We start from the raw sequence: 21878 nt of genomic DNA on the forward strand, positions 1-21878 counted from the left end.
ATCTTCATTCCTTAATTCTTAATTATAGTAACGTTATTAAAATAGTGTTGCAATATTTGCTTATAATCATACCCTTTGTCGGCCATTCCCTTCACGCCCCATTGAGACATGCCGAGTCCGTGCCCGTAACCCCAGCCGATGAAATAGAAGCCCGGACTGCCGGTCACGACTCTTGCGGTCTGATCCGCGCCCATCACGACCGTACCGCTGCCGCTGGACGTCACTTGGCCCGAGGCAGACAGCACTCCGGCCGGGCTGGTGCTGCCGATAGCAGCTGTAGAGCCGTCAGCGCCTAATACAGTATAACTTCCGGCAGGTACAATATCAAACAAGGTGCTAGGCAATCCTCCGAAGGAGGAACGGAACAGATCCGGGTACTTCACCTGCAGGATCTGGCCGTTCGCCTTGACCTCCACTGCTCTTCCTGATGGCCCGCGCCGGGTAACCTCCAGAGTGGTTATAGAAGAGGGCAGAGTGCCGCTGGTCTTGCCGGCCAGGCTCTTCAGCAGTTCGGCTGAAGAATACGGACCTTTGATCCAGCTGTAGCTGCCGGATTCATAGACCTGATTCAGCACTACGGCGTTCTGTCCGGGATTCAGCTTGCCTGCCGGAGCAGCACTGCTGTCAACGACAGGCAGCGGCCGGATATTCACATCCTTGGCAGTGGCTGTGGCAATGGGGAGCCCTGCGGCTGTCTTGCTGCCTGTTAATTTGATGTTATCTTCCCGGGCATAGCCGGAGACGCCGCTGTCCAGCAGTACATAGTACCACTTCTTAGCAGAGCCCACCGCAGCCACATCCTCTGCGCTGGCCACACTGGCATAGTTGCCGCCGCTGTTCCATACTTCCGACGGGTCAGCCGTAACGCCGCCGCTGTTCGAGGAGAATACCGCCTCTACGACCTTGCCGCCGCTCTGCAGCACTTCACCTGCAGTGGCATCGACCGCCTTGATGATTGTGGGTGCTTCGGCACCGATTCCGTTATAGACCTGACTGAGCGTTGTATCCACCACATTGGCAACATCGAAGCGGTTCCCTTGGGACAGCGCGTAGCTGCGCGCCGCTACAGCCTGGGCCTTCAGCGCTTCCTCCGGCCAGCCGGAGGATACCTCTCCCCCCACTACCGCATACAGATATTGCTCCAGCGGAACCACGTTAATGACAGACAATGAACCATTCAGATTTCCAAGCTCCATATCGCCGCGATAGATCCGTTTGGATCGCTCGGTTAGCATAATTCCCTTCTCATTGCCGGACAAGATGAACTTTGCGTCACTTCCGGATAACAGATAATGAAAGGCCTGGACTTCGCTGTTGAAATCGAGCCCTGCGTCCATACGGATCATTACTCCGGGTGTACCCGGAGCCACAGGCGTCAGAGCAAGCTGAGGAAGCAGCGCAGCTGCCGAAGCAGAGACCGCCGCAAGCTCGCTGTCACTTGACGCCTCGCCTACCCATACCTCGGTACGCGCACTGCCGCCCTCACCGGATATGAATACCGGCCAGGCATCTAAGCCGGCAGTGGTCAGGCTGCCCACTACCGCCTGGGCTTCCTCGAGTGTAGCGTAGGAGCCCGCAGACAGATGCTTGGTTCCGGCCACCGCAGGGGTCTGCCCCTCAGGAATTGCCAGACCGGCCTTGAGGACTGCGTTCAGCCCGTTATTGGCTGCACTCTCACTGGCATAGCCTCCAGTGTATAGCTGATATACCTTGGCTCCGCCTCTCGCAGCCATAAAAATCTGCGGCTTATTGGAAGAAGACTGGAGCTTCTTCGCCGCATCCGCAGCGGTCTGCCAGCTTGGCGTCTCCAGCACCTTCACCCGGTACCCGTCTAGACTGACACGGACCTTGTTCTGGGCCGGAACCGACAATAACGGGCTGCCGCCGGCTGCCGGAAGCAGGCTGAAGCTCTGCTCGGACTGCAGGGTTACCAGCGGTACGGTAGATTTATATTTGCTGCCAATATCGGCATACAGTGCAACCCGGATCGACCCGCCGGAATCGGCGCGGGCGTGATCTGCCGGGATGAGCAGACTGCCTGCTGCAAGCAATGCAGCCAGCGCCCCCCGGCCCAGCAGCCCGATTCCTGTTGTTGTCCACTTCGCAAGTTTCATTGTAGGCCTCCTATAAATATTAATGATATAAACACGCACTTAAGATTTGAACTTGCAGCTTGGTCGTCGTTGCGGTGAAGTTTTGGCTTTCCGCAGGATTCTCAGTAATCAGTTCTGCTGCGGGGGAAGCGGAAGGCCAAGATGATGATACGCTGCAGGCGTAACAATGCGCCCGCGAGGCGTGCGCTGCAGGAAACCGATCTGCAGCAGATAAGGCTCGTATACATCCTCAATGGTCTGGCTCTCTTCGCCTATCGTAGCGGCGATGGTATCCAGTCCGACAGGCCCGCCCCGGAAGGAGCTGATCATGGATTGCAGCATCTTATGGTCAATGCTGTCCAGTCCCCGGGGGTCCACCTGGAGCATCTTCAGCGATTCAGCAGCAATCTCAGGGGTGATGATTCCGTCGGCCCGGACCTGGGCATAATCGCGTACCCGCTTCAGAAGACGGTTGGCAATCCGCGGTGTCCCCCGGGCCCGCAGGGCAATCTCTTCCGCTGCATCGCCCAGAATCTCGATGCCCAGCAGTTCAGCGTTGCGCGCCACGATGAAGCTCAGTTCATCGATGGTGTAATACTCCAGCCGGCTGACCACTCCGAAGCGGTCACGCAGCGGAGCAGACAGCAGTCCCGCACGTGTCGTCGCCCCAATAAGCGTGAAGGGCGGCAGGTCCAGCCGGACTGACCGTGCGCTTGGCCCCTTGCCGATCATGATATCCAGCGCGAAATCCTCCATTGCCGGATACATGACCTCCTCCACCGTCCGGTGCAGACGGTGAATCTCGTCAATGAACAGCACATCGCCTTCCTGAAGGTTCGTCAGCAGTGCTGCCAGATCGCCGGGCCGTTCAATCGCCGGACCGGAGGTGGTCCGCAGATTGACACCCAGCTCGTTGGCAATAATATTGGCCAGCGTCGTCTTGCCGAGACCCGGAGGCCCGTACAGCAGGACATGATCCAGTGCTTCACTGCGCATCTTGGCCGCTTCTATATATATTTTCAGGTTCTCTTTCACCTGGTTCTGGCCGATATATTCACCCAGATAACGGGGACGCAGACTTAATTCCACCGCCTGCTCGTCCATCATCAGATTAGCCGATATAATCCGGTCATCCATTCTTCCTCACTCCGTTCTTCAGGGACCTATTTGGCGGTATACAGCAGCCCCAGCGCCTTCTTCATCAGCACATCCACCGGTCCGGTATCCGTGCCTTCCTGCTTCATCTTCAGATGCACCCTGTCCAGCTCGGCATCGGTATAACCGAGCGCCTTCAGCGCATCCCTGGCTTCTTCCCACGGCAGCGCCTCCGCCTTGCTCTGCGCTTCAGCCGCTACTGCGAACAATCCCGTCTGCAGGGCTGCCCCGCCGAAGCCGTCCAGCTTGTCCTTCAGATCCAGAATCATCCGCTGCGCCGTCTTCTTGCCAATCCCCGGCAGCTTCGTCAGGAAGGTGATATTCTCCTGATAGATGGCCGCGATCAGCTGATCCGGCGTTCCGCCGGTCAGAATGCCCAGCGCAACGCGCGGGCCGATGCCCGATACCTCAATCAGCTTGCGGAACAGGCGCTGCTCCTCGCGTGAAGGGAATCCGAACAGAAGCGTAGCATCCTCGCGGGTCTGATAATGAATGAACACAGTCACCGGACCCTCAGTCTTGGCAAAAGCGTACGGATTCGGGCAGAATACCCGGTACCCCACGCCCTGCACATCCAGCACAACGTATTCCGGCTCCAAATGTGCAACCGGTCCTCTAAGAAAATCTATCATTTTCGCAATACCTCATTTAATTTGGAATTAAGACTCACGGAATGGGCATGGCATACCGCCACCGCCAGCGCATCCGCCACATCATCGGGCTTCGGCACAGCCGTCAGCTTCAGCAGCAGCTTAACCATCTCCTGCACCTGCTTCTTCTCCGCCTTGCCGTAACCGACTACAGCCTGCTTCACCATCATCGGGGTGTATTCTGCCACGGGAAGCCCGCGCTGCACGGCTGCCAGAATCAGTACCCCGCGTGCCTGCGCCACCGGTAAGGCTGTAGTCACATTGCGGCTGAAGAACAGCTTCTCTACCGCTACTGCGTCCGGCTTATATTTATCAATCAGCTGCACCATGCCTTCATAGACATGCAGCAGACGCTCTTCTTCCGGGGTATGTGCCTCTGTCTGGATGCAGCCGTATTGGACCGGTGTTAATTTGTTGCCAACCTTATCTACGAAGCCAAAGCCGACAATCGCCAGCCCCGGATCAATCCCCAAAATACGCAAAGTCCTTCTCTCTCCTCTATGCCCGGGCGGATACTTTCGGATAGATACCGGGGCAGAATAACCCTGCGGGTACAAGCCCTCTGCATCCATCCGTCCGGCCCTAAAGCGAACATATGTATTCCTTCCACCCATTATAGCAAAAAAAATTCCCCGGGAGACAAAAAGTTTGTCCGGGGAAATGAAACGGTATTGTATGTCTGCCAGTCAGGCTCAGGAGATTCAGGGGCACTATGCTGTTAGTGTTAACCGTGGACACCCGTTAAGAGAATAGAGATAATAAGCTTAACGAGGAGGTGTCCCCATGAGTGGAACACGGAGAAGCTACAATGAAGAATACAAAAGACAGACCGTAAAGTACATCCAGGAGCAGACGAAAACGGTGGCGGAACTGGCCCTGGAACTGGATGTCCCCGCCAAAACGTTGCATAAATGGCTAGGACAGTACCGGCAGTTTGAGAATGAGCCCATCGTGACTCCAGACAAATACAGAGAGCTGGAACGTCAACTGAAGGAGCGGGAGCAACAACTCGCAGAGCTGACAGAGGAGATGGCAATCCTAAAAAAAGCCGTGCACATCTTCAGCAATCCAAAGAACTGAGATTTCAGTTTATTGAAGATCATCGCTCCGAGTTCCGCGTGGAGAAGATGTGCAATGTCTTTCAGGTGTCCCGGAGCGGGTACTACAAATGGAGAACAGCAAAGCCCAGCCCTCAAGCCAGCCGCAAAACCTTGTTGCTGAAGCGGATTGCCTATCATTTTCATGACTCTAAGGGTCGCTATGGCAGCCCCAAAATCAAGGTTCTCCTAGAGCGTGAAGGGCACCAGGTCAGTGAACGCACGGTAGGCAAGTACATGAAAGAACTGGGTCTGCGCTCTTGTGTCGCAAAGAGATTTCGCGTATGCACCACCGACTCCAACCATCCGTTACCCATTGCCCCCAACCTGTTAAACCAGCAATTTCACACGGAAAAGCCGAACCAGACGTGGGTGGCGGATATCACCTACATTCCCTGCCGGGAAGGACGAATGTACTTGGCGAGTGTGCTGGACCTGTGTACCCGGGAGATTGTCGGCTGGCGGCTTAGCGACCGGATGACCACTGACCTCGTACAAGGCGCTCTGGACGCTGCCTACAAGGCCAAACGCCCCGGGAAGGGCTTAATTCACCATTCGGATCGAGGCTCCCAGTACGCCTCGGAAGACTACCGGGAACGCCTAAAGACGTACCAGATGACGGCAAGCATGAGCCGCAAAGGGAACTGTTATGATAACGCCTGTATCGAATCTTTTCACAGCCTCTTAAAAAAAGAGTTGGTGTACTGGAATCGATTTAAAACGAAGCAACAGGCGTATGATGCCATTTTCCAGTACATTGAATTTTTCTACAACCGCAAACGAATCCATGGGGCGCTCGGTTACGTTTCTCCGGTTCAGTTTGCAGCCACATTTAAGCGAACAACGATGTAGTTGCTGTCTACTTTCTTGACAGGAGTCCATTAATGCTCCTCATTTGCTCAGTTGGCCCGCTTTCGTTGAATTCAGGGGCATTAATGCTCCTCACTACGTTCATTTAGCCGCACTTGGCGCCACCCTATGGGATTTATACCTTTAAATTTCACGTTTGCCCACTTTCAGCCGAACCTATGGGATTTATCCCCTTCATTTACTTATCCGCCCCACTTCCCGCATCACCAATGGGATTTTTCCCTTTCATTCCCCGCACAAAAAGACCCGCAGGCCACTTGCACGCCCCGAGTCTTCTATAGTCTCTCCCTCACTCCGCATGCATCACCTGTTCAGAGGAATCACGAGCATAGTCGCTGAAGGTGGAGAGCACGCTGTTGTACTCCTCCAGATCCTGCACCCGGATGCCCTGATGAAGCTGCTCCCAGATGCCCTTGGGCAGAGAGGATTTGATGGAGCCCATGTCCATCTGGAAAAAGGTCTTCATGACCCGCTCCGCTTCGGGCGGGCCTTGGAACAAGGTCAGATTGCCCTGCTCGTCCACCCCGAAGTAGGCTTCTTTTTTGGTCAGCGGCGACAGATCATTGACCCGCTGCTCCAGCCACAGGTCCCCTTCCCGGCTGAGCCAGCCGCTCCAGCCTGCATGCCGGACAATCAGCTCGCTAAGCTGAGCCGGAGTCTGCTTGCCGGGCAGGGTCTGCACCTCTTCACCGGCTACATAGAGGGTCTTAAGATGCACCGTTCTGCTGATGGCTTCCTTGCCCACAGCCTTCAGCAGCTCTTGACTGTTCATCACGGCGGCATCCTCTTCAGCATCATCGTCTGTATGGTTATATACGGCGGCTACAGCCGGTAAGCTGCTTCCGGGTTCCAGATTCTGCACTGCGCTTCCGCTCAGGAATGACGAAGATTTAAGCAGCGTACTGATCTCTTCCGGAACCTGCATGCCGCGCCAGGCGAGCAACGTCAGCACGAGGCATGCCGCACCTACCCAGGGAGCTTTTTTCCAGCGTCTCCACCGCCGCCACAGTTGTTTTTTCAGGCGAAAAGCATTCACGTTAATCCCTTCATTCTGGTTTTTTCCTATTGTGACCTGTGAAGGGATCATTTATGCGTAAATGCTTGAAATTCATCCCAGCATGGATTCAATCCGTACGATGGGGATTCTCAATGGCCCCAAGGAACAGCACGACTCCGCTCTGCGTGTCCCGGATCATGAACAGGAAGGGCCGATTGACGTTCATTTCAAAGGGCGGGTCTACAGGGGGCGCCGATCCGGCACGCATAGCAATTACAGTGGAAGCCGCTGCCTCCGTTCCCCGCTCGTTCACATCGATATAGGTTTTGTGGATGACCTGTTCAAAATAGATCGGGCTGTCCAGATCCGACATAAGAGAGAAATCACCATGGCTCGGATCAAAAGCAAGCTTCACCCCCAGCGCCTGCAGCGCCTTGGAGAGCTCTGTACCATAGCTGGCCGTGAACCTTGGCAGCAGCAGCATCCCCCGGGAACTGGAGAAACCCTTATCCAGCAGCAGGGTCCCCTGCTCCAGTTGACCCACAAGCTCCGCGAGCGACGATTGCTCACCCGGAAGGACCACTACCATCTCCATCTGTCCCTCTCCGTAGGGAAGCTTTACCGCCTGCCAATCCTCATGGACGGCATACTCGAACATACCGCTCCGCTTCATCATCATCACCTGCACTGCCGGTCCGTCCGGAGGATAAAAGTCCGCCTGCTTCGTAGCCTGTTCCTCGAACACATCTCTCCAGGCACCTTGGAAATACAGCGCATTGACAAGGACGGCAACAGCCTGAGGTCCGGGCGGCTCCGTGAGCATCTCCGGAATCTTGTTCCCCGTATGGTCAGCCACCCATCCGTTAATCTCCTTCACAGACTTCTGTGCCGTCAGGTCCGTAGTCTTAATCTGCGCATCATAGAAATCCTTACCGGTCTTGAGATAGTCCCTGCGCAGCGGCAGGCCCTTCATACCCCAGACTGAATTCGCGATCTTCAGCTGCACGCCTGCTCCTCCATCATTCAAGAGCTTCATTAATGACTGCTGGCCGGTATTCAGCTGCTGCCGTTCGTCCGGCGCATAGCCCAGCAGTTTTCCGAGCTCCTCAGCCGTCTCTCCGGCACTGCCGTTATAGGCCAGGGCCAGAGCGGCAGCGGCACTGTACGGGGATATCGTCAGGTTCCCGCTCCCCTGCTTCCATAACTGGCTGAACAGCTTCACGCCCAGCCCGTTGCTGCTGTCAGCCAGACCCGAATCGAGCCCTGCTGCCGCAGCCTGTCTCTCCGCGTAATTCATGCCCGAACCTCCTTCACTGCAGCCGCCCAAGAGCAGTACGGCCAGTATAAGTGTCGATAATCTTTTGCCCATGCCAATCTCCTCCCTGAATCCGTCAGCAACCTCTCTACCCACTGACGCTGCGGATTGGGAAAAGTTGCAAATTCATAGCGGCAGGCATACAAAATTGCTATTCATTATATTGAAGGCTTATCTTTCTATGCCATCATTTGCTATACTCTATATTAACGAAAAAAGTTAAAAACTAAAACAAAGGGGATATCCTTGATGATTATTCAGCCAAAAACACGCGGCTTTATCTGCACAACAGCTCACCCGGAGGGATGTGCCGGACAAATACAGGAACAGATCGATTATGTACGGTCCCAAAAGAAGCTTACCGGCCCGGTGAACGTGCTGGTCATCGGCGCTTCCACAGGCTATGGACTGGCTTCGCGGATTGCCGCTGCCTTTGGCGCAGGCGCGAACACCATCGGCGTCTTCTTTGACAAGGCTGCTGAAGGCACCCGCACCGCTTCCGCAGGCTGGTACAATTCTGCTGCCTTTGAACGTGAAGCGGCCAAGCAGGGGCTGAAATCCTTCAGCATCGTCGGCGATGCCTTCTCGAATGAAATCAAGACCAAAACAATCGAGCTGATCAAGGCCGAATTTGGCACCGTTGATCTGGTCGTGTACAGCGTAGCCTCCCCGCGCCGCACCCATCCGGTAACCGGAGAAGTGTTCTCCTCGGTGATTAAGCCGGTAGGCCAAGCCTATTCGAACAAGACGATGAACTTCCATACCGGAGAAGTCTCCACCGTTACCATTGAACCGGCTACAGAGGATGAAGTCCGCCAGACCATCGCCGTGATGGGCGGGGAAGACTGGGGCATGTGGATCAGCCAGATGCAGGAGGCCGGTGTGCTTGCTGAGGGAGCAACTACCGTAGCGTACTCTTATATCGGACCCAAGATTACGCATCCTATCTACAAGGACGGAACTATCGGCCAGGCGAAGAACCATCTGGAGCAGACCGCCATTGCCTTGAACGAGCAGCTATCCGACACCGGCGGCCGGGCCTTCGTATCCGTGAATAAGGCACTGGTTACCCAGTCCAGCTCTGCGATCCCGGTGGTGCCGCTGTATATCTCCGCCCTGTACAGAGTTATGAAGGAGAAGGAGCTGCACGAGAACTGCATCCAGCAGATGTACCGTCTGTTCGCAGACCATCTGTATAACGGCGGTGAAGCGGCTGCGGACGGCAGCCACCTGATCCGCATTGACGACTGGGAGATGCGCGAGGATGTGCAGATCGAGGTCATGAGACGCTGGAATGAGTTGGAGACGGATAATGTGCCTGAGCTGGCGGATCTGGCAGGCTATCAGGACGACTTCTTCCATCTGTTCGGCTTCCGTACCGAAGGCGTAGACTATGAAGCTGAGACAGACCCTGCCGTAGAGATTCCTAATATGGTATAAAAGCTTGACGCTCGCTGTACGCACGCGGAACAAAATCATCCTAACGGATGAATAAGATTACCTGCGTGCGTGCAGAATGTATGCTGTTTTTCGCATACATTCGGGCTATGTGCCTGCATCTGAGCACAATGTATGCTGTTTTTCACATACATTTAGCCTATGCGCCTGCATCTGAGCACAATGTATGCTGTTTTTCGCATACATTCGAGCCACGCGCCTGCATCTGAGCACAATGTATGCTGTTTTCGGCATACATTCGGGCCATGCGCCTTCATTTGAACACAATGTATACTGTTTTCCGCATACATTCGGGCCATGCGCCTTCATTTGAGCACAATGTATGCTGTTTTCCGCATACATTCGTGCCATGCGCCTGCATGCGAACACAATGTATGCTGTTTTTCACATACATTCGGGCCATGCACCTGCATGCGAGCACAATGTATGCTGTTTTCCGCATACATTCGGGCCATGCACCTGCGCAATTCCTGTACACCAAGAAAGCCGCTCCTTCCGGAGCGGCTATTTAGCCTTCTGCCCGGCTGTAAGGACAGCCCGCGCCACGAATTGTCACAGCCCCGCCAGCCTATTCGTCCCGGAGCCGCTTCTGGTACAGCACCACAGACACAAGGGTCAGCACGGCTGTCCACGCCGCAATAATTAGAAGAGACGGCCACACCTCTCCCGCCGAATAACCGGCTGGGCTTAGGTTCAGCAAGTGCACCAGCTGGCTGCTTGGCATGTAATCCAGCACCCCGAACACCGGATAATTCTTCGCCAGTACGGCACCCCAAGGTGCGCCCATGAAGATGAAGGCTACCGGGATGATCGATAAGGACGCATCCAGTAAGGTTTTGGAATAGAGACCGCAGATCGTCCCGGCTGCCGTGTAGAGAACAATGGAAAGAACGATCGCGGCTACGAATACCCCTATATTTGCAGGCTCATAGCCAAACAATAGTGTAGAAATGGCGAGAACCACCGTCGACATGACAAAGACCAGACTGCTTTTACCCATCAGCACATCCATTGTTGTAGCCGGTGTCAGCATGAGTGTACGCAGCGTGTTGCGCTCCTTCTCTTCCGCAATCAGGCAAGCTTGGGCGAAGCAGGTCAGTAGAACAAACGAGCTGTTGAACAGAAATCCGGCAGCTCCCGGCAAGGATGCACCTGCGCTTTTGAACAGCACCGCAAACAGAATCGGAAACAGCAGCATAATGGACAGCGCATAATTGCGCGAGAATTCCTTATAATCCTTCACAAAGATCGCGCTGGCCCGCTTATAGGAGATGTTCATAGCAGCTCACTTCCCGTCATTTTGATAAAAATATCACCCAGGCTAGGTTCCTTCGTCTCTACCCGTTCAATGAGTCCCCGCTTCATCCAATCCGCGATCCGGTCCGCCGTGTCCCCATCCACCGGAAGCTCACAAGCCTCTCCGCTGGTCAGCTCCACCCGGATCAGGTTCTCGCGGTGCTGCCGCTTCAGCTCCCTTGGTGAGCCGATGGTCTGGATGCGTCCCTGATAGAGAATTGCTACACGGTTACAGAGCAGCTCCGCCTCCGCCATATCATGCGTGGTGATGAAGATGGTGGTCCCCTTCTCATTCAGATAACGTAAACCTTTATAGATATGCGCTGAATTCACAGGGTCCAGTGCCGAGGTCGGCTCATCCAGGAACAACAGCTCCGGCTCATGGATAATGGCGCAGGCCAGCATCACCCGCTGACGCATCCCTTTGGACAGCGTATTTGTTTTCTTCTTGCGCTCACTGCTTAAATTAACGAACTGCAGCACCTGCTCCACCGCAGAGCGGGGAAGATCGTACAGCTTCCGGTACAGCTCCAGATTCTCCTCGATGGACAACCGCTCGTACAAGCCGCTGTTATCGGTCAGAATGCCAAAACGCATCTTCTGGGCCGACTGCTGCATCGCCTCCGCCGGCTGATCGAATACTTTGGCCACTCCGCCTGTCGGCTTCAGCTGTGCAGTCAGAATCTTAATCAAGGTGGTTTTGCCTGCACCACTCGGACCGAGGAACCCGAAAATCTCCCCTTTTGGAATACTGAAGGACACCTCTGTCAGCGCATCTCTCGCCCCGAAGGTCTTGCGGACCTGTTCTACCTGAATAACCGCCATCTCACCACATCCTTATGTTGTTGATGACTTAACGTTATCCAGAATTCAGCCTTTCAGCCACCAAAACCGGGTGAATTGTACCCATTCCGGCCTGAACGGTACCTTTTACAGCTTAAGCAGCGCCTTAAGTTCCTGCAATTTGGAGCGGGATAACGGAACCACGGCCTCCTTGCCGGTGTTCAGCCGCAGACTGTAGCTGTTCTTCGTCCAGGTAATGATCTCACGTACCTTTTGCAGATTGACGATGTAGGACCGGTGGCACCGGAAGAAGCCGAAATTCAGCAGCCGCGCTTCAAGCTGGGTCAAGGTCAGGGCACAGTCATAATGCTCACCGCCGACATGTACCAGGATAGAGCCTTCTACACTTTCAATAAAATCAATCTCGGGCGGATCAAATAAAATCACCTTATCCTCCCGTTTGGTCGAGACCTTCTGCAAGGTGATGTTGGCCTCATCCTGCTTCACTGCCTCCTGCTTCTCCTCTTCCGAATCGCGGATATCCAGCTGATGAAGCCCGGACCCGCTCAGCCGGTAAATGACATCACAGGAGATCAGCGCATCCTCCAGATTCGAGGTCAGAATGAGTATCCTTTTCTGCTGCGACAGGTCATCCAGTATCCGCTTCAGCTGGCGGCGGTCCTGCTCCTCCAGATAGAAATACGGCTCCTCCAATACGAGCGTGGACTGATGGGCGAAAAAGGCCCGCAGCAGGGTCACATACACCCTTTTCGAAGAGCTGAGCTGCATCAATCTGACCTTACGTTCCTCCTTCAGCGCAAAATAATCAGTTAACACAGCCGCCCGCTCCTCCCGTCCCGACATTCGGATCAGAAACGAGATTAGCTCCTCTACCGTCAACCGCATATATTCGTTCTGCCCGGCCCACGACAAATAATTGCCGGATTCCCGGGACAATTGCTCCATTAATAACTGCTTGCGCCTCAAATCTGTGATAATACCAACCGAAGGGCTCGCAGACAGATCAAGCTCAAGCTTCGGCATAATTAATTCTCCGTCTTCATATATAGGTTGAAATTGCATATCTTCCTCCCGCTCCAGACTCTCTAGGATATATAATGCAATTATAGAGTTATGCTATGTATTTGTCAGGTACGGCCACTATCAATGCTCAGGAAGGCGGATTTCTGCGATGGGATTGCATGCTCAAGGTTTTATCATCTCTTTACTCGTATTACTGCCGAATCTACTATTCATATTCTTCCCGCCCAGGAGTGTTCCCGGCTCCCTGGACTCCGTCCCGCTGGTCTTCACGCTCCTGGAGCGGGCAGGTCAGATCACCTGCTTCATGATGCCCATTCTTTTCGGCCGAATGATTGCTGCTGAGCCCCTGGGAGTATCCGCCATACTGATGGCACTCTGCATGCTGGTGTACTATGGCTGCTGGGTGCGCTATTACCGGAGCGGGAGAGCTTTTGCGGTGCTGTTCAAGCCCTGGCTGGGTATCCCCGTTCCGATGGCCGTCTTCCCGGCCCTCTACTTCCTGCTGCTTGGCGTATGGCTCCAGTCCTGGTTATTCGTTGTTCCGGCCTGTCTGTTCGCCGCCGGTCATTTAGTCAACAGCTGGAGCGTCTACGGGCAGGTCCGTTCATAGCAGATCCGCAATATAACTATAGTTTTGCGCAACAAACCTACAGCTTAACCGGCTTATAATATGGTTAAGCACACTATAGCGATATGATGGAGGTTATGGCGGGTATGATGAACTGGGAGCAGGCGATTGAGCAGACGCTTACGACTACGCGGCTTAATGTGAAGCGATTTGGGAAGAGCTTTCCGATCGTAAGTATGGGGAACGGCAAATACCATCTGACAGACCACACCAACTGGACGGAGGGCTTCTGGTCCGGCATTCTGTGGCTAAGCTATGAATACAGCCAGGACCCGGAGATTCATGCCGCCGCCATCCAGGCGACAGATTCCTTCCGCCAGCGCATGCTGGACGGGCAGGCGCTGGATCACCACGATATCGGCTTCCTGTACTCGCTCTCGGCCAAGGCCCGCTGGATTGCAGACAAGGATGAAGCCTCGCGTCTGCTCGCTCTTCAGGCAGCGGACCAGCTGATGAAGCGCTGGCGCCCCGGTCCGCAGCTGTTTCAGGCTTGGGGACCCGAGGGCGATGAAGACAACGGCGGGCGAATCATCATCGACTGCCTGATGAATCTTCCGCTCCTCTGCTGGGCCAGCGAACAGACCGGCGACCCGAGCTATGCCAGGGCTGCCCGTATTCACGCCGAGACAAGCCGCCGCTTCCTGGTGAGGGGCGACGACTCTTCTTACCATACCTTTTATTTCGACCAGCAGACGGGGGATGCCCTTCGCGGGGGGACGGCGCAGGGGTATCAGGACGGCTCCACCTGGACACGGGGCCAGGCTTGGGGCGTCTACGGCTTCGCTCTCGCTTACCGCAGCTTCCAAGATCCGCATTATCTTGAAACCTCCAAAAGAATGGCCCGCTACTTCGTGGAGCATCTCCCCGCCGATCATGTCGCCTATTGGGATTTCGATGCCCCGCAGCAGGAAGGCACCCCGCGCGACAGCTCCGCTTCCGCTATCACAGCATGCGGACTCTTGGAGCTGCTGGAGCATCTGCCGGAGAATGATCCGGACCGGGACTATTTCAGGGACGCCGTGAACAAATCCATGGACTTGCTGATCAATCACTACTTCACCGCAGGCCACCCATTAGAAGAGGGATTTCTGCGGCACGGCTCCTATTCCGTCAGAGGCAACGCCTCCCCGGATGACTTCATGATCTGGGGCGATTACTTCTTCCTGGAGGCGCTGCTGCGTCTTGCGCGTGGTGTACCGGGGTATTGGTATGAGCGGGGGGACAGAGTGAAATAATATACTATCTAGATTTTAAGAGGACGAATTAAGAACAAAATCATCCTGCGGCATCCCCATTGTGATCGGTTTTTCGACCACATTCGGCCCACACGCCTCTGCCGCACCGAATGTAGTCGGTTTTCCGACCATATCCCGCCCACACGCCTCTGCCGCACCGAATGTGGTCGGTTTTTCGACCATATTCGGCCCACACGCCTCTGCCGCACCGAATGTAGTCGGTTTTTCGACCATATCCGGCCCACACGCCTCTGCCGCACCGAATGTGGTCGGTTTTTTGACCATATCCGGCTATTCGGTGAAATCAGCGAAGTCATTCCTATTACTGATCCAGAATATAGTCATCCTGCCGATGCTCCAAGACACTTACCCCCAACTTTATGCACAACTTATCCATATCGGACGCAAATCACAATTTCCTAATCAAGAACAAAATCACCCTGCGGGTGAACGATGCTAATGCCTTTCTCACCGGCCGCTTTTAAGGAGCAGTATTATTGCATTTTTTGGCAGGATTCTTCTTCAAATTGAACCGTTCGTAAGCTCTGCGAATATCACCAATTAAACGGAAATCAAATGAAAATCCAGAAAAATATTGTCTAGCGGACTCTTGTAGCGTATAGTATATTCCCATGTTGGAAGGGAGAGATTACTATGCTGAACAGGATTGAATCATTTCAAGGCTCCAGGCATTTCCGTCTGCAATATGTTGCAGATAGCACCGTTGCAGCGGTTGCGGTTCCAGGCACAGGCTCACTCGCAAACGCAGCCATTATTGATCTGGGGGGACTCACTCTGGTGGTGGATACATACGCTACGCTGGAGGCGGCTCAGGATTTGAAGGCTGCTGCTGAGCATCTCACAGGGAACCCTGTATCCTATGTAATCAACACACACTGGCATAGCGATCATACCACTGGCAATCAGGTGTTTGTGCCTGACGCTCAGCTGATTGCAACATTGGGCACACATGAGACGATGAATACATTTGCCAGAGACCGGGTAGCCCAGTACCAGAACAACAGAGAGAAGATGCTAGAGGCGATCGGAGAAGCTGAATTGCAATGCGAGCAGGAGACGGATACTAAGCTGCAGCAGGAAATGGCCTGGGAGAATGCAACGGACCGTGAATTTGTGAATATGCTGCCGCAGCTGGTGCATACGGTGCCGACGATAACTTTTGACCGGCAAATGACCATTCACGGCAGCAACCGCAGCGCGCAGCTCATTACATATGGCGGAGGACACACACAAAGTGATGCCATTGTGTACCTCCCGGAAGATAAAATTGTCATCATCGGGGACCTCGTGCTCTCAAACCACCATCCGGTTCTGGCCAATGCCAACCCTCAGGAGTGGCTGCATATTCTGGAGCAGATTGAGCGGTTGGATGTGGAGACGATTATACCGGGGCATGGTGAGGTCTGCTCCCTGCAACAGCTTCATGAGGTGAAGGGATACATAAGCAGAATGATCGCCATCGTGACCGAAGCCGTTCAGAATCAGCAGAGTATTGAAGAGATTGAAATACCCGAAGAATACCGGGCTTGGTACTTCACAACCTATTTCAAGACAAATTTGAATAAGCTGTATGACCTGATTACTGCATCAGGGGAGTAACAGAGAGTATTCGATGTAGATCTTATAACCAGACGAGGCAAGAAAAGAGAGCATATCTCTTCTTTTCTTGCTTTTCTCTATGCAGGCTGTGCCTTCCTAAGTACAAAACATAGCGTGTCTGCTCCCCCCGTATACGGACTCCCGCAACTATCATCGTAAACACTGTCCAGTTGAAATCCCCAAGGCAACACTTCATCCGCAAGGGTCTCCTGTGTAAACACCGTGTTCCAGATCAAATAATGATGAAGCTCATGATCGGTAAGTATGACGGTCTGACGGGCCTCCACGGTATGCCCCTCGAAGAAATAAGACGCTTCGAGACATACATGCGGTTCAGCATTCCAAAAACCTCCGTCTGGATACACCCTCCACGAGGTACTATCCTGCTTACTCCAATTCGTCTTCTGCGTGAACACATCGAAGATAAACAGACCGCCTGGCTTTAAGGCAAGGTATACCTTAGACAGTAGGGTGTTTCGCTCACTTAGTGTAAGCGCGCCGTAATCACAATAAATCAAGGTGATGCTATCGAACGCTTCGGTATAATTCAGCTCCAAATAATTCTGATAGATATACCGGCTCCGCGTATCATGCTCTTGGGCATAGGCGATTGAACGTCTTGAGAAATCAAGTCCCGTTACATTATACCCCTGTTCAGAGAGACGCTTGGTATAGAGTCCCGGTCCACAGCCAAGGTCAAGAATACGGCTCCCCGGCGGGATCAGACGGCTAAGCCACTTCACTGAACAGTCAATATCGCTGTGCCTGCGGCTCGCCGCTTCCCAGTCCGGATTCAGATGAGCTTCCAGCATTTGCTTCGAGATATGCCCGTCATTCCAAAAGGGTTCAACGCTTCGTTGCCAGAGTGCAGGTTGTCTAGCAAGTGAAAACAGGTGATTAATCATATGGTTTCCTTTCATAAAAAGCTTTCGGGCCGTTATACTCTCATTAACTCCCCGTACCTAAATGGTATGCGATCCTCTATGTCTGTCTCCAGGCATAGAATGATTAAAATAAAAGTTGCTGCTGCGAGGTAGTGTGCCTAATCGTATAGCACTTCCACCCTTTATGACTTCCAACCATCCTCCCCGCTAGCTTCCCTTACACCTCCACCCGTGTTATATATGTACTTAACTGAACAAGACAAGGAGACCCATGAAGATGTCCAGAATCATGATTGTGGAAGATGATCCGAAGATTGCAGATCTGCTGCACTCGGCTATTGAGAAATATGGATATGAGGCCGTAAGGGTCAGGGACTTTCGCCTGGTGCTGCAGGAATTCGAGGAGATGAGACCGGAGCTGGTTCTGCTTGATGTGAATCTGCCCAGCTATGACGGGTATTACTGGTGCCGGCAGATCCGCAGGGTCTCCACCTGTCCTGTGCTGTTCATCTCGGCGCGCGACGGTGAGATGGACCAGATCATGGCGCTTGAGAACGGCGGGGATGATTATATCACCAAGCCGTTCCATTCCGGAATTGTGCTCGCTAAGATCCACAGCCATCTCCGGCGGGCCTACGGGGAATATGCGGCTAAACGCGAGGAGCTGGTGCTCGAGAAGGAAGGGCTGATGCTGTATCCTGAAAGGCTTGAACTGCAGTACGGGCAGGCGGTCGTGCCCCTTACCCGCAAGGAATCGGATCTCATCGAGAGTCTGATGGAGCGTTACCCGAGGGTTGCCAGCCGGGAAGCGCTGCTGGAGAAGCTATGGGACCCGCAGGCTTTTGTGGATGAGAATACGCTGAATGTGAATATCGCACGGGTGCGCAAGAAATTCCAGGAGCTGGGGATGGAGGATGCCGTGCTTACCGTCAGGGGTTCGGGATACCGGCTCAACAACAGCTGGTCAGAGGGGGAGTCATGAGGCTGTTTCTCCGTGAGCATGCGTTGTTATTGGCTGTGCAGATCGTGCAATTCGGCGCTATGCTGTCCATTTACTGGCTGGACGGCTACCGCGATCTGCCGACCGCGCTCTATGCGGTCTTCATAGGCTTCTTCTTCCTCAGCTGCTACTTAATCTACCAATATATCAGCAGGCGCCGTTATTATCTCCGCCTCAGCAGACCTCTGGAGACACTGGACGAATCCTTTCAGAAGCTGGAGAACCACCCTGTATCCACTGCGCTGGAGCAGCTGCTGCACACCCAGTACGGCTACTATCAGCAGCAGCTGACGGCGGTGAAGCAGCAGCAGGAGCAGCATCTGACTTTCATCGACCAATGGGTCCATCAGATGAAGACGCCGTTGTCGGTCATAGAGCTGACCGTGCAGAATATGGACGAGCCGGAGTTTGCCAGCATCCGCGAGGAGCTGGAGCGTATGCGCAGCGGACTGCATACCGTGCTGTATATGGCCAGGCTGCGGGCTTTTGAGAAGGATTTCCACATCAAGCCTGTCGTCCTGCCGAAGCTGGTGAACGAGGTTGTCCATGATCACAGACGCCTGTTCATCCGCAGCCATATCTACCCCGAGGTCCGCGCCTCCGCTCCGGACATTACCGCCCAGACGGATGAGAAATGGCTGTTCTTCATGCTGTCGCAGATTATGAACAATGCCATCAAATATTCAGCGGCGGCTAACACGGAGAACGGCCGGAAAATCACTGTAGACTGTTATCTCAGAGGAACGGATGCGGTCATTGAGGTCAAGGACCGGGGAATCGGGATTCAGGCGTCTGATCTCAAACGAGTATTCGACCCTTTCTTCACCGGCGACAACGGGCGCGGACTGCGGGAGTCTACCGGAATGGGGCTGTATCTGACGAAGGAGTCCGCAGACCGTCTCGGACACCGGCTTGAGCTGGAATCGGCGACCTGCGAGGGAACGGTGGTGCGGATTATTTTGACGGCGAATCCTTAGCTTAGCTTACAGGCATGTAATAAAAGTGAAATCTAAATCGATGGCTGAGCTGCTGCCGTCTCCGGTATATTGGTTACAGAACAAGTGTGTTGCACACATAGAGGGGGAGTACAGCCATATGCTGGAGGTAAAAAAGGTCAGTAAAATCTATGAAGGAAACGTCGCCTACCGGGCATTGACCGACATTGATTTAACCATTGCAGCCGGAGAATTCGTGGGGATAATGGGACCCTCGGGCAGCGGAAAAACCACTCTGCTGAATCTGATTGCCACAGTGGACGTTCCGACTACCGGAAGCATTAGGATTGATAACAAGGACACGGGCAAGCTGGACAAAAATGAGCTGGCGGTCTTCCGCCGCCGGGAGCTGGGGTTTGTGTTTCAGGATTTCAATCTGCTGAACACCCTGACTGTGGAGGAGAATATCGTGCTTCCGCTGACACTGGATGGAACCCGGGTCAGTGAAATGAAGCATAAGGCCCGGGAGATTGCCGGTAAGCTGGGGATCAGCGCCATTATGAAAAAACGCACCTACGAGATCTCCGGCGGACAGGCCCAGCGGACAGCAATCGCCAGAGCCATGATTCATTCGCCGAAGCTGCTGCTGGCGGATGAACCTACCGGCAATCTCGATTCCAAAGCCGCCAGGGATGTGATGGATCTGCTGGAAACGCTCAACCGTGAGCAGTCCGCGACGATGATGCTTGTTACCCATGATGCTGTAGCCGCCAGCTATTGTCACCGGGTCGTCTTCATTAAGGATGGCAGATTCTATACGGAGATTCACTGCGGGGATAACCGCCAGAGCTTTTTCCAGAAAATCATCGACACACTTTCGCTGTTAGGGGGATATAGCCATGACATTCCGCCAGTTCGCATTCCGTAATGTCACCCGGAACATGAGGCTATACACCGCCTATTTTCTCAGCAGCATGTTTACCGTGATGGTCTTCTTTACCTTTTCCATCTTTGCCTACCATCCGGTGCTGAGCGGGGACAATATTCAATCCAGTGCGGCTCTTGCGCTCTCGGTCTCCAAATGGGTGATCTATGTGTTCTCCTTCTTCTTCGTGCTCTATTCCATGAGTGCATTTCTGCAATCGCGGAAACGGGAATTCGGGCTGATGATGATGCATGGCATGACGGTCCGGCAGCTCCGGCGGATGATCTTTCTGGAGAATATGATCGTCGGGTCAGGCGCCACGCTCAGCGGCATCGGACTCGGCGTTATTTTTGCCAAGGGGATTCTGCTTGCCGGGGAGAATGTGCTTGCGCTGAACGAGCCGCTGCAATTCTATTTCCCCTTCAAGGCGATAGTGCTGACGCTGATCTCCTTCCTGCTGCTGTTCGTCCTGATCTCCCTGTTCATCTCTACGGTGCTGCGCAGCGGCAAGCTGATCACGCTCATCCATTCCAACCGTCAGCCCAAGCCGGAGCCGAAGGCCTCGCTTCTACTGTCGTTGCTGGTGGTAACACTGCTGGGAATCAGCTACTTCCTGTCTCTTCGGGCGAGCGGTCTGAGTGTGGTGCTGCTGCTCGCGCCGGTGGTCATTATGGTGTCAATCGGAACCTATCTGCTGTTCACACAGCTCAGTGTGTACCTGATCCGTAAGCTGAAGGCGCGTGAGCAGCTATTCTGGCGCAGAACCAATATGCTGCTGCTCTCTGATCTGGCCTACCGGATGAAGGACAACGCGCGTTCCTTTTTCCTGGTCGCGATCATCTCTACTGTGTCCTTCAGCGCGATAGGAGCCTTATACGGCTTCCAGTCGATGATCAACGGAGCGCTGACACAGAAGAATCCCTATCTGTTCACCTATCAGTCCTTGGATGGAGACAGCAAGGTACAGGCCCATATACAGCTGATTGACGAGAGCCTGGGCAGAGCCGGGATTGCCGCCGAGAAAACAGGTCTGGAGCTTAACTACTATAAGGCTATGGAGGGCCGGACAATGGTTCTGGTGAAGCAATCCGAATATAACCATGTAGCCGAGCTGCTGGGGCTAAATCCCATCCGGCTTACCGCAGGGAAAGCAGCCGTTGTAGATTTCGGCCTGTCCCGCGAGGGAGAAGAAATGCTCAACCAGCCAGTCGAGCTGCAGTCAGGAATCATCATCGAGGCGGACCAGGCTATCGTATCTTGGGCGGTGCGGGGAGTCAGCGGTTATTACGTCGTCCCCGATGAATGGATCGGCAAGCTTGGACAGCCGCTCAAAGTGAGCCGGTATTATGCATGGCACGGAGCGATTGGACAGCCGGGTGCAGAGAAGGCAGGAGCAAAGCTGACGAATGAGCTTCCCTATGATGAGCAGTATACTTTCTATGCACTCGAGTATTTAACCTCCAAGACGAATGACGGCTTTGGCCCCGTGATGTTCATCGGTTTTTTTGTCGGGATCGTATTTTTTGTCTCTGCCGGCAGCTTTCTCTATTTCCGGCTGTACAGCGATCTGGATGAGGACAAACAGAAGTTCAGGGCCATCTCCAAGCTGGGGCTAAGTGACAAAGAGCTTCGCCGGATATTGAACCGCCAGCTCAGCCTGCTCTTCTTCGCGCCGATCGTGGTCGCCCTTATCCATGGAGCCGTTGCCCTTACAGCGTTGTCGAATATGTTCCAGTACTCCATATTCAGGGAGTCCCTGCTTGTGCTGGGCCTGTTCTTCGTCATTCAGGTAATCTACTTCTTCATTGTCCGCCTGTTCTACACGAGGCAGATCCGGTCCGCGCTGGCCGGATAAGACCGGTAGCGCAAGGCAAAGAAGCCGCCCCGTAAGGG

General features: G+C 54.0%; 21 protein-coding genes. 10 read left to right on the top strand and 11 right to left on the bottom strand.

Going from position 1 to position 21878, the window contains the following annotated elements; genetic code table 11:
- Positions 1-11: 11 nt before the first annotated feature.
- The 4 genes from NYE26_RS23190 to ruvC form a co-directional block, all read right to left on the bottom strand.
- Positions 12-2114: a SpoIID/LytB domain-containing protein gene (locus NYE26_RS23190; protein ID WP_339250419.1), complete on the bottom strand. Its 2103-nt coding sequence runs from the start codon at positions 2112-2114 to the stop codon at positions 12-14.
- Positions 2115-2222: 108 nt separating this feature from the next.
- A complete protein-coding gene (gene ruvB, locus NYE26_RS23195; protein ID WP_339250421.1) occupies positions 2223-3230 on the bottom strand; it encodes a Holliday junction branch migration DNA helicase RuvB in 1008 nt (335 codons plus the stop codon).
- A gap of 26 nt (positions 3231-3256) precedes the next feature.
- The gene (gene ruvA, locus NYE26_RS23200; RefSeq protein ID WP_209872343.1) at positions 3257-3880 is read right to left on the bottom strand and encodes a Holliday junction branch migration protein RuvA; all 624 of its coding nucleotides are present in this window, start codon (positions 3878-3880) and stop codon (positions 3257-3259) included.
- Complete coding sequence (ruvC, locus tag NYE26_RS23205; RefSeq protein ID WP_036690559.1) at positions 3877-4380, bottom strand: crossover junction endodeoxyribonuclease RuvC; 504 nt, start codon at positions 4378-4380, stop codon at positions 3877-3879. Before ruvC ends, ruvA begins: the two co-directional genes overlap by 4 nt.
- Positions 4381-4681: 301 nt before the next feature.
- Between ruvC and NYE26_RS23210 the strand changes: the two genes are divergently transcribed.
- Positions 4682-4978: a transposase gene (locus NYE26_RS23210; RefSeq protein ID WP_339223802.1), complete on the top strand. Its 297-nt coding sequence runs from the start codon at positions 4682-4684 to the stop codon at positions 4976-4978.
- Positions 4979-4989: 11 nt separating this feature from the next.
- On the top strand, positions 4990-5847 hold the full coding sequence (locus NYE26_RS23215) for an IS3 family transposase (RefSeq protein WP_339257270.1): 858 nt from the start codon (positions 4990-4992) through the stop codon (positions 5845-5847).
- A gap of 307 nt (positions 5848-6154) precedes the next feature.
- On the opposite strand, the gene NYE26_RS23220 is transcribed toward NYE26_RS23215, so the two are convergent.
- Both NYE26_RS23220 and NYE26_RS23225 read right to left on the bottom strand, forming a co-directional pair.
- The gene (locus tag NYE26_RS23220) at positions 6155-6901 is read right to left on the bottom strand and encodes a BofC C-terminal domain-containing protein (protein WP_339250424.1); all 747 of its coding nucleotides are present in this window, start codon (positions 6899-6901) and stop codon (positions 6155-6157) included.
- Positions 6902-6989: 88 nt separating this feature from the next.
- Complete coding sequence (locus NYE26_RS23225) at positions 6990-8231, bottom strand: serpin family protein (RefSeq protein WP_339250426.1); 1242 nt, start codon at positions 8229-8231, stop codon at positions 6990-6992.
- 195 nt (positions 8232-8426) lie between these two features.
- On the opposite strand from NYE26_RS23225, the gene fabV reads away from it, so the two are divergent.
- Positions 8427-9617: an enoyl-ACP reductase FabV gene (gene fabV, locus NYE26_RS23230; protein ID WP_339250428.1), complete on the top strand. Its 1191-nt coding sequence runs from the start codon at positions 8427-8429 to the stop codon at positions 9615-9617.
- Between the two features lie 586 nt (positions 9618-10203).
- Here fabV and NYE26_RS23235 read toward each other — a convergent pair.
- The 3 genes from NYE26_RS23235 to NYE26_RS23245 all read right to left on the bottom strand — a co-directional run bounded on the left by NYE26_RS23235 (position 10204) and on the right by NYE26_RS23245 (position 12797).
- Entirely contained in the window at positions 10204-10914 is a 711-nt protein-coding gene (locus NYE26_RS23235; RefSeq protein WP_339250430.1) for an ABC transporter permease, read from the bottom strand.
- The gene (locus NYE26_RS23240; protein WP_339250432.1) at positions 10911-11756 is read right to left on the bottom strand and encodes an ABC transporter ATP-binding protein; all 846 of its coding nucleotides are present in this window, start codon (positions 11754-11756) and stop codon (positions 10911-10913) included. The genes NYE26_RS23235 and NYE26_RS23240 overlap by 4 nt, the downstream gene beginning before the upstream one ends.
- Before the next feature lie 105 nt (positions 11757-11861).
- Positions 11862-12797, bottom strand: a complete 936-nt coding sequence (locus tag NYE26_RS23245; RefSeq protein WP_051478662.1) for a LytTR family transcriptional regulator DNA-binding domain-containing protein — start codon at positions 12795-12797, stop codon at positions 11862-11864.
- A 109-nt stretch (positions 12798-12906) separates the two neighbouring features.
- On the opposite strand from NYE26_RS23245, the gene NYE26_RS23250 reads away from it, so the two are divergent.
- The gene (locus NYE26_RS23250) at positions 12907-13368 is read left to right on the top strand and encodes a hypothetical protein (protein WP_339250435.1); all 462 of its coding nucleotides are present in this window, start codon (positions 12907-12909) and stop codon (positions 13366-13368) included.
- Positions 13369-13472: 104 nt separating this feature from the next.
- A complete protein-coding gene (locus tag NYE26_RS23255; protein WP_339250437.1) occupies positions 13473-14621 on the top strand; it encodes a glycoside hydrolase family 88 protein in 1149 nt (382 codons plus the stop codon).
- Positions 14622-14636: 15 nt separating this feature from the next.
- On the opposite strand, the gene NYE26_RS23260 is transcribed toward NYE26_RS23255, so the two are convergent.
- Positions 14637-14906 carry a hypothetical protein gene (locus tag NYE26_RS23260; RefSeq protein ID WP_339250439.1) on the bottom strand — a complete coding sequence of 90 codons (270 nt, stop codon included), beginning with the start codon at positions 14904-14906 and terminating at the stop codon, positions 14637-14639.
- A 369-nt stretch (positions 14907-15275) separates the two neighbouring features.
- On the opposite strand from NYE26_RS23260, the gene NYE26_RS23265 reads away from it, so the two are divergent.
- Entirely contained in the window at positions 15276-16241 is a 966-nt protein-coding gene (locus NYE26_RS23265; RefSeq protein ID WP_339250441.1) for an MBL fold metallo-hydrolase, read from the top strand.
- Positions 16242-16318: 77 nt separating this feature from the next.
- On the opposite strand, the gene NYE26_RS23270 is transcribed toward NYE26_RS23265, so the two are convergent.
- On the bottom strand, positions 16319-17161 hold the full coding sequence (locus NYE26_RS23270; protein ID WP_339250443.1) for a class I SAM-dependent methyltransferase: 843 nt from the start codon (positions 17159-17161) through the stop codon (positions 16319-16321).
- 241 nt (positions 17162-17402) lie between these two features.
- Between NYE26_RS23270 and NYE26_RS23275 the strand changes: the two genes are divergently transcribed.
- The 4 genes from NYE26_RS23275 to NYE26_RS23290 all read left to right on the top strand — a co-directional run bounded on the left by NYE26_RS23275 (position 17403) and on the right by NYE26_RS23290 (position 21840).
- Complete coding sequence (locus NYE26_RS23275; protein WP_036732418.1) at positions 17403-18107, top strand: response regulator transcription factor; 705 nt, start codon at positions 17403-17405, stop codon at positions 18105-18107.
- A complete protein-coding gene (locus tag NYE26_RS23280) occupies positions 18104-19102 on the top strand; it encodes a sensor histidine kinase (RefSeq protein ID WP_036732421.1) in 999 nt (332 codons plus the stop codon). The genes NYE26_RS23275 and NYE26_RS23280 overlap by 4 nt, the downstream gene beginning before the upstream one ends.
- A gap of 118 nt (positions 19103-19220) precedes the next feature.
- Positions 19221-19988 (top strand): ABC transporter ATP-binding protein, encoded by a 768-nt coding sequence (locus NYE26_RS23285; RefSeq protein ID WP_036732423.1) that lies wholly within the window; start codon positions 19221-19223, stop codon positions 19986-19988.
- Positions 19960-21840 carry an ABC transporter permease gene (locus NYE26_RS23290; protein WP_339250446.1) on the top strand — a complete coding sequence of 627 codons (1881 nt, stop codon included), beginning with the start codon at positions 19960-19962 and terminating at the stop codon, positions 21838-21840. Before NYE26_RS23285 ends, NYE26_RS23290 begins: the two co-directional genes overlap by 29 nt.
- The last annotated feature ends 38 nt before the right edge of the window (positions 21841-21878 follow it).

Origin of the sequence: Paenibacillus sp. FSL P2-0136, assembly GCF_037975325.1 — a bacterium.
Classification (GTDB): domain Bacteria; phylum Bacillota; class Bacilli; order Paenibacillales; family Paenibacillaceae; genus Paenibacillus_AQ; species Paenibacillus_AQ silagei.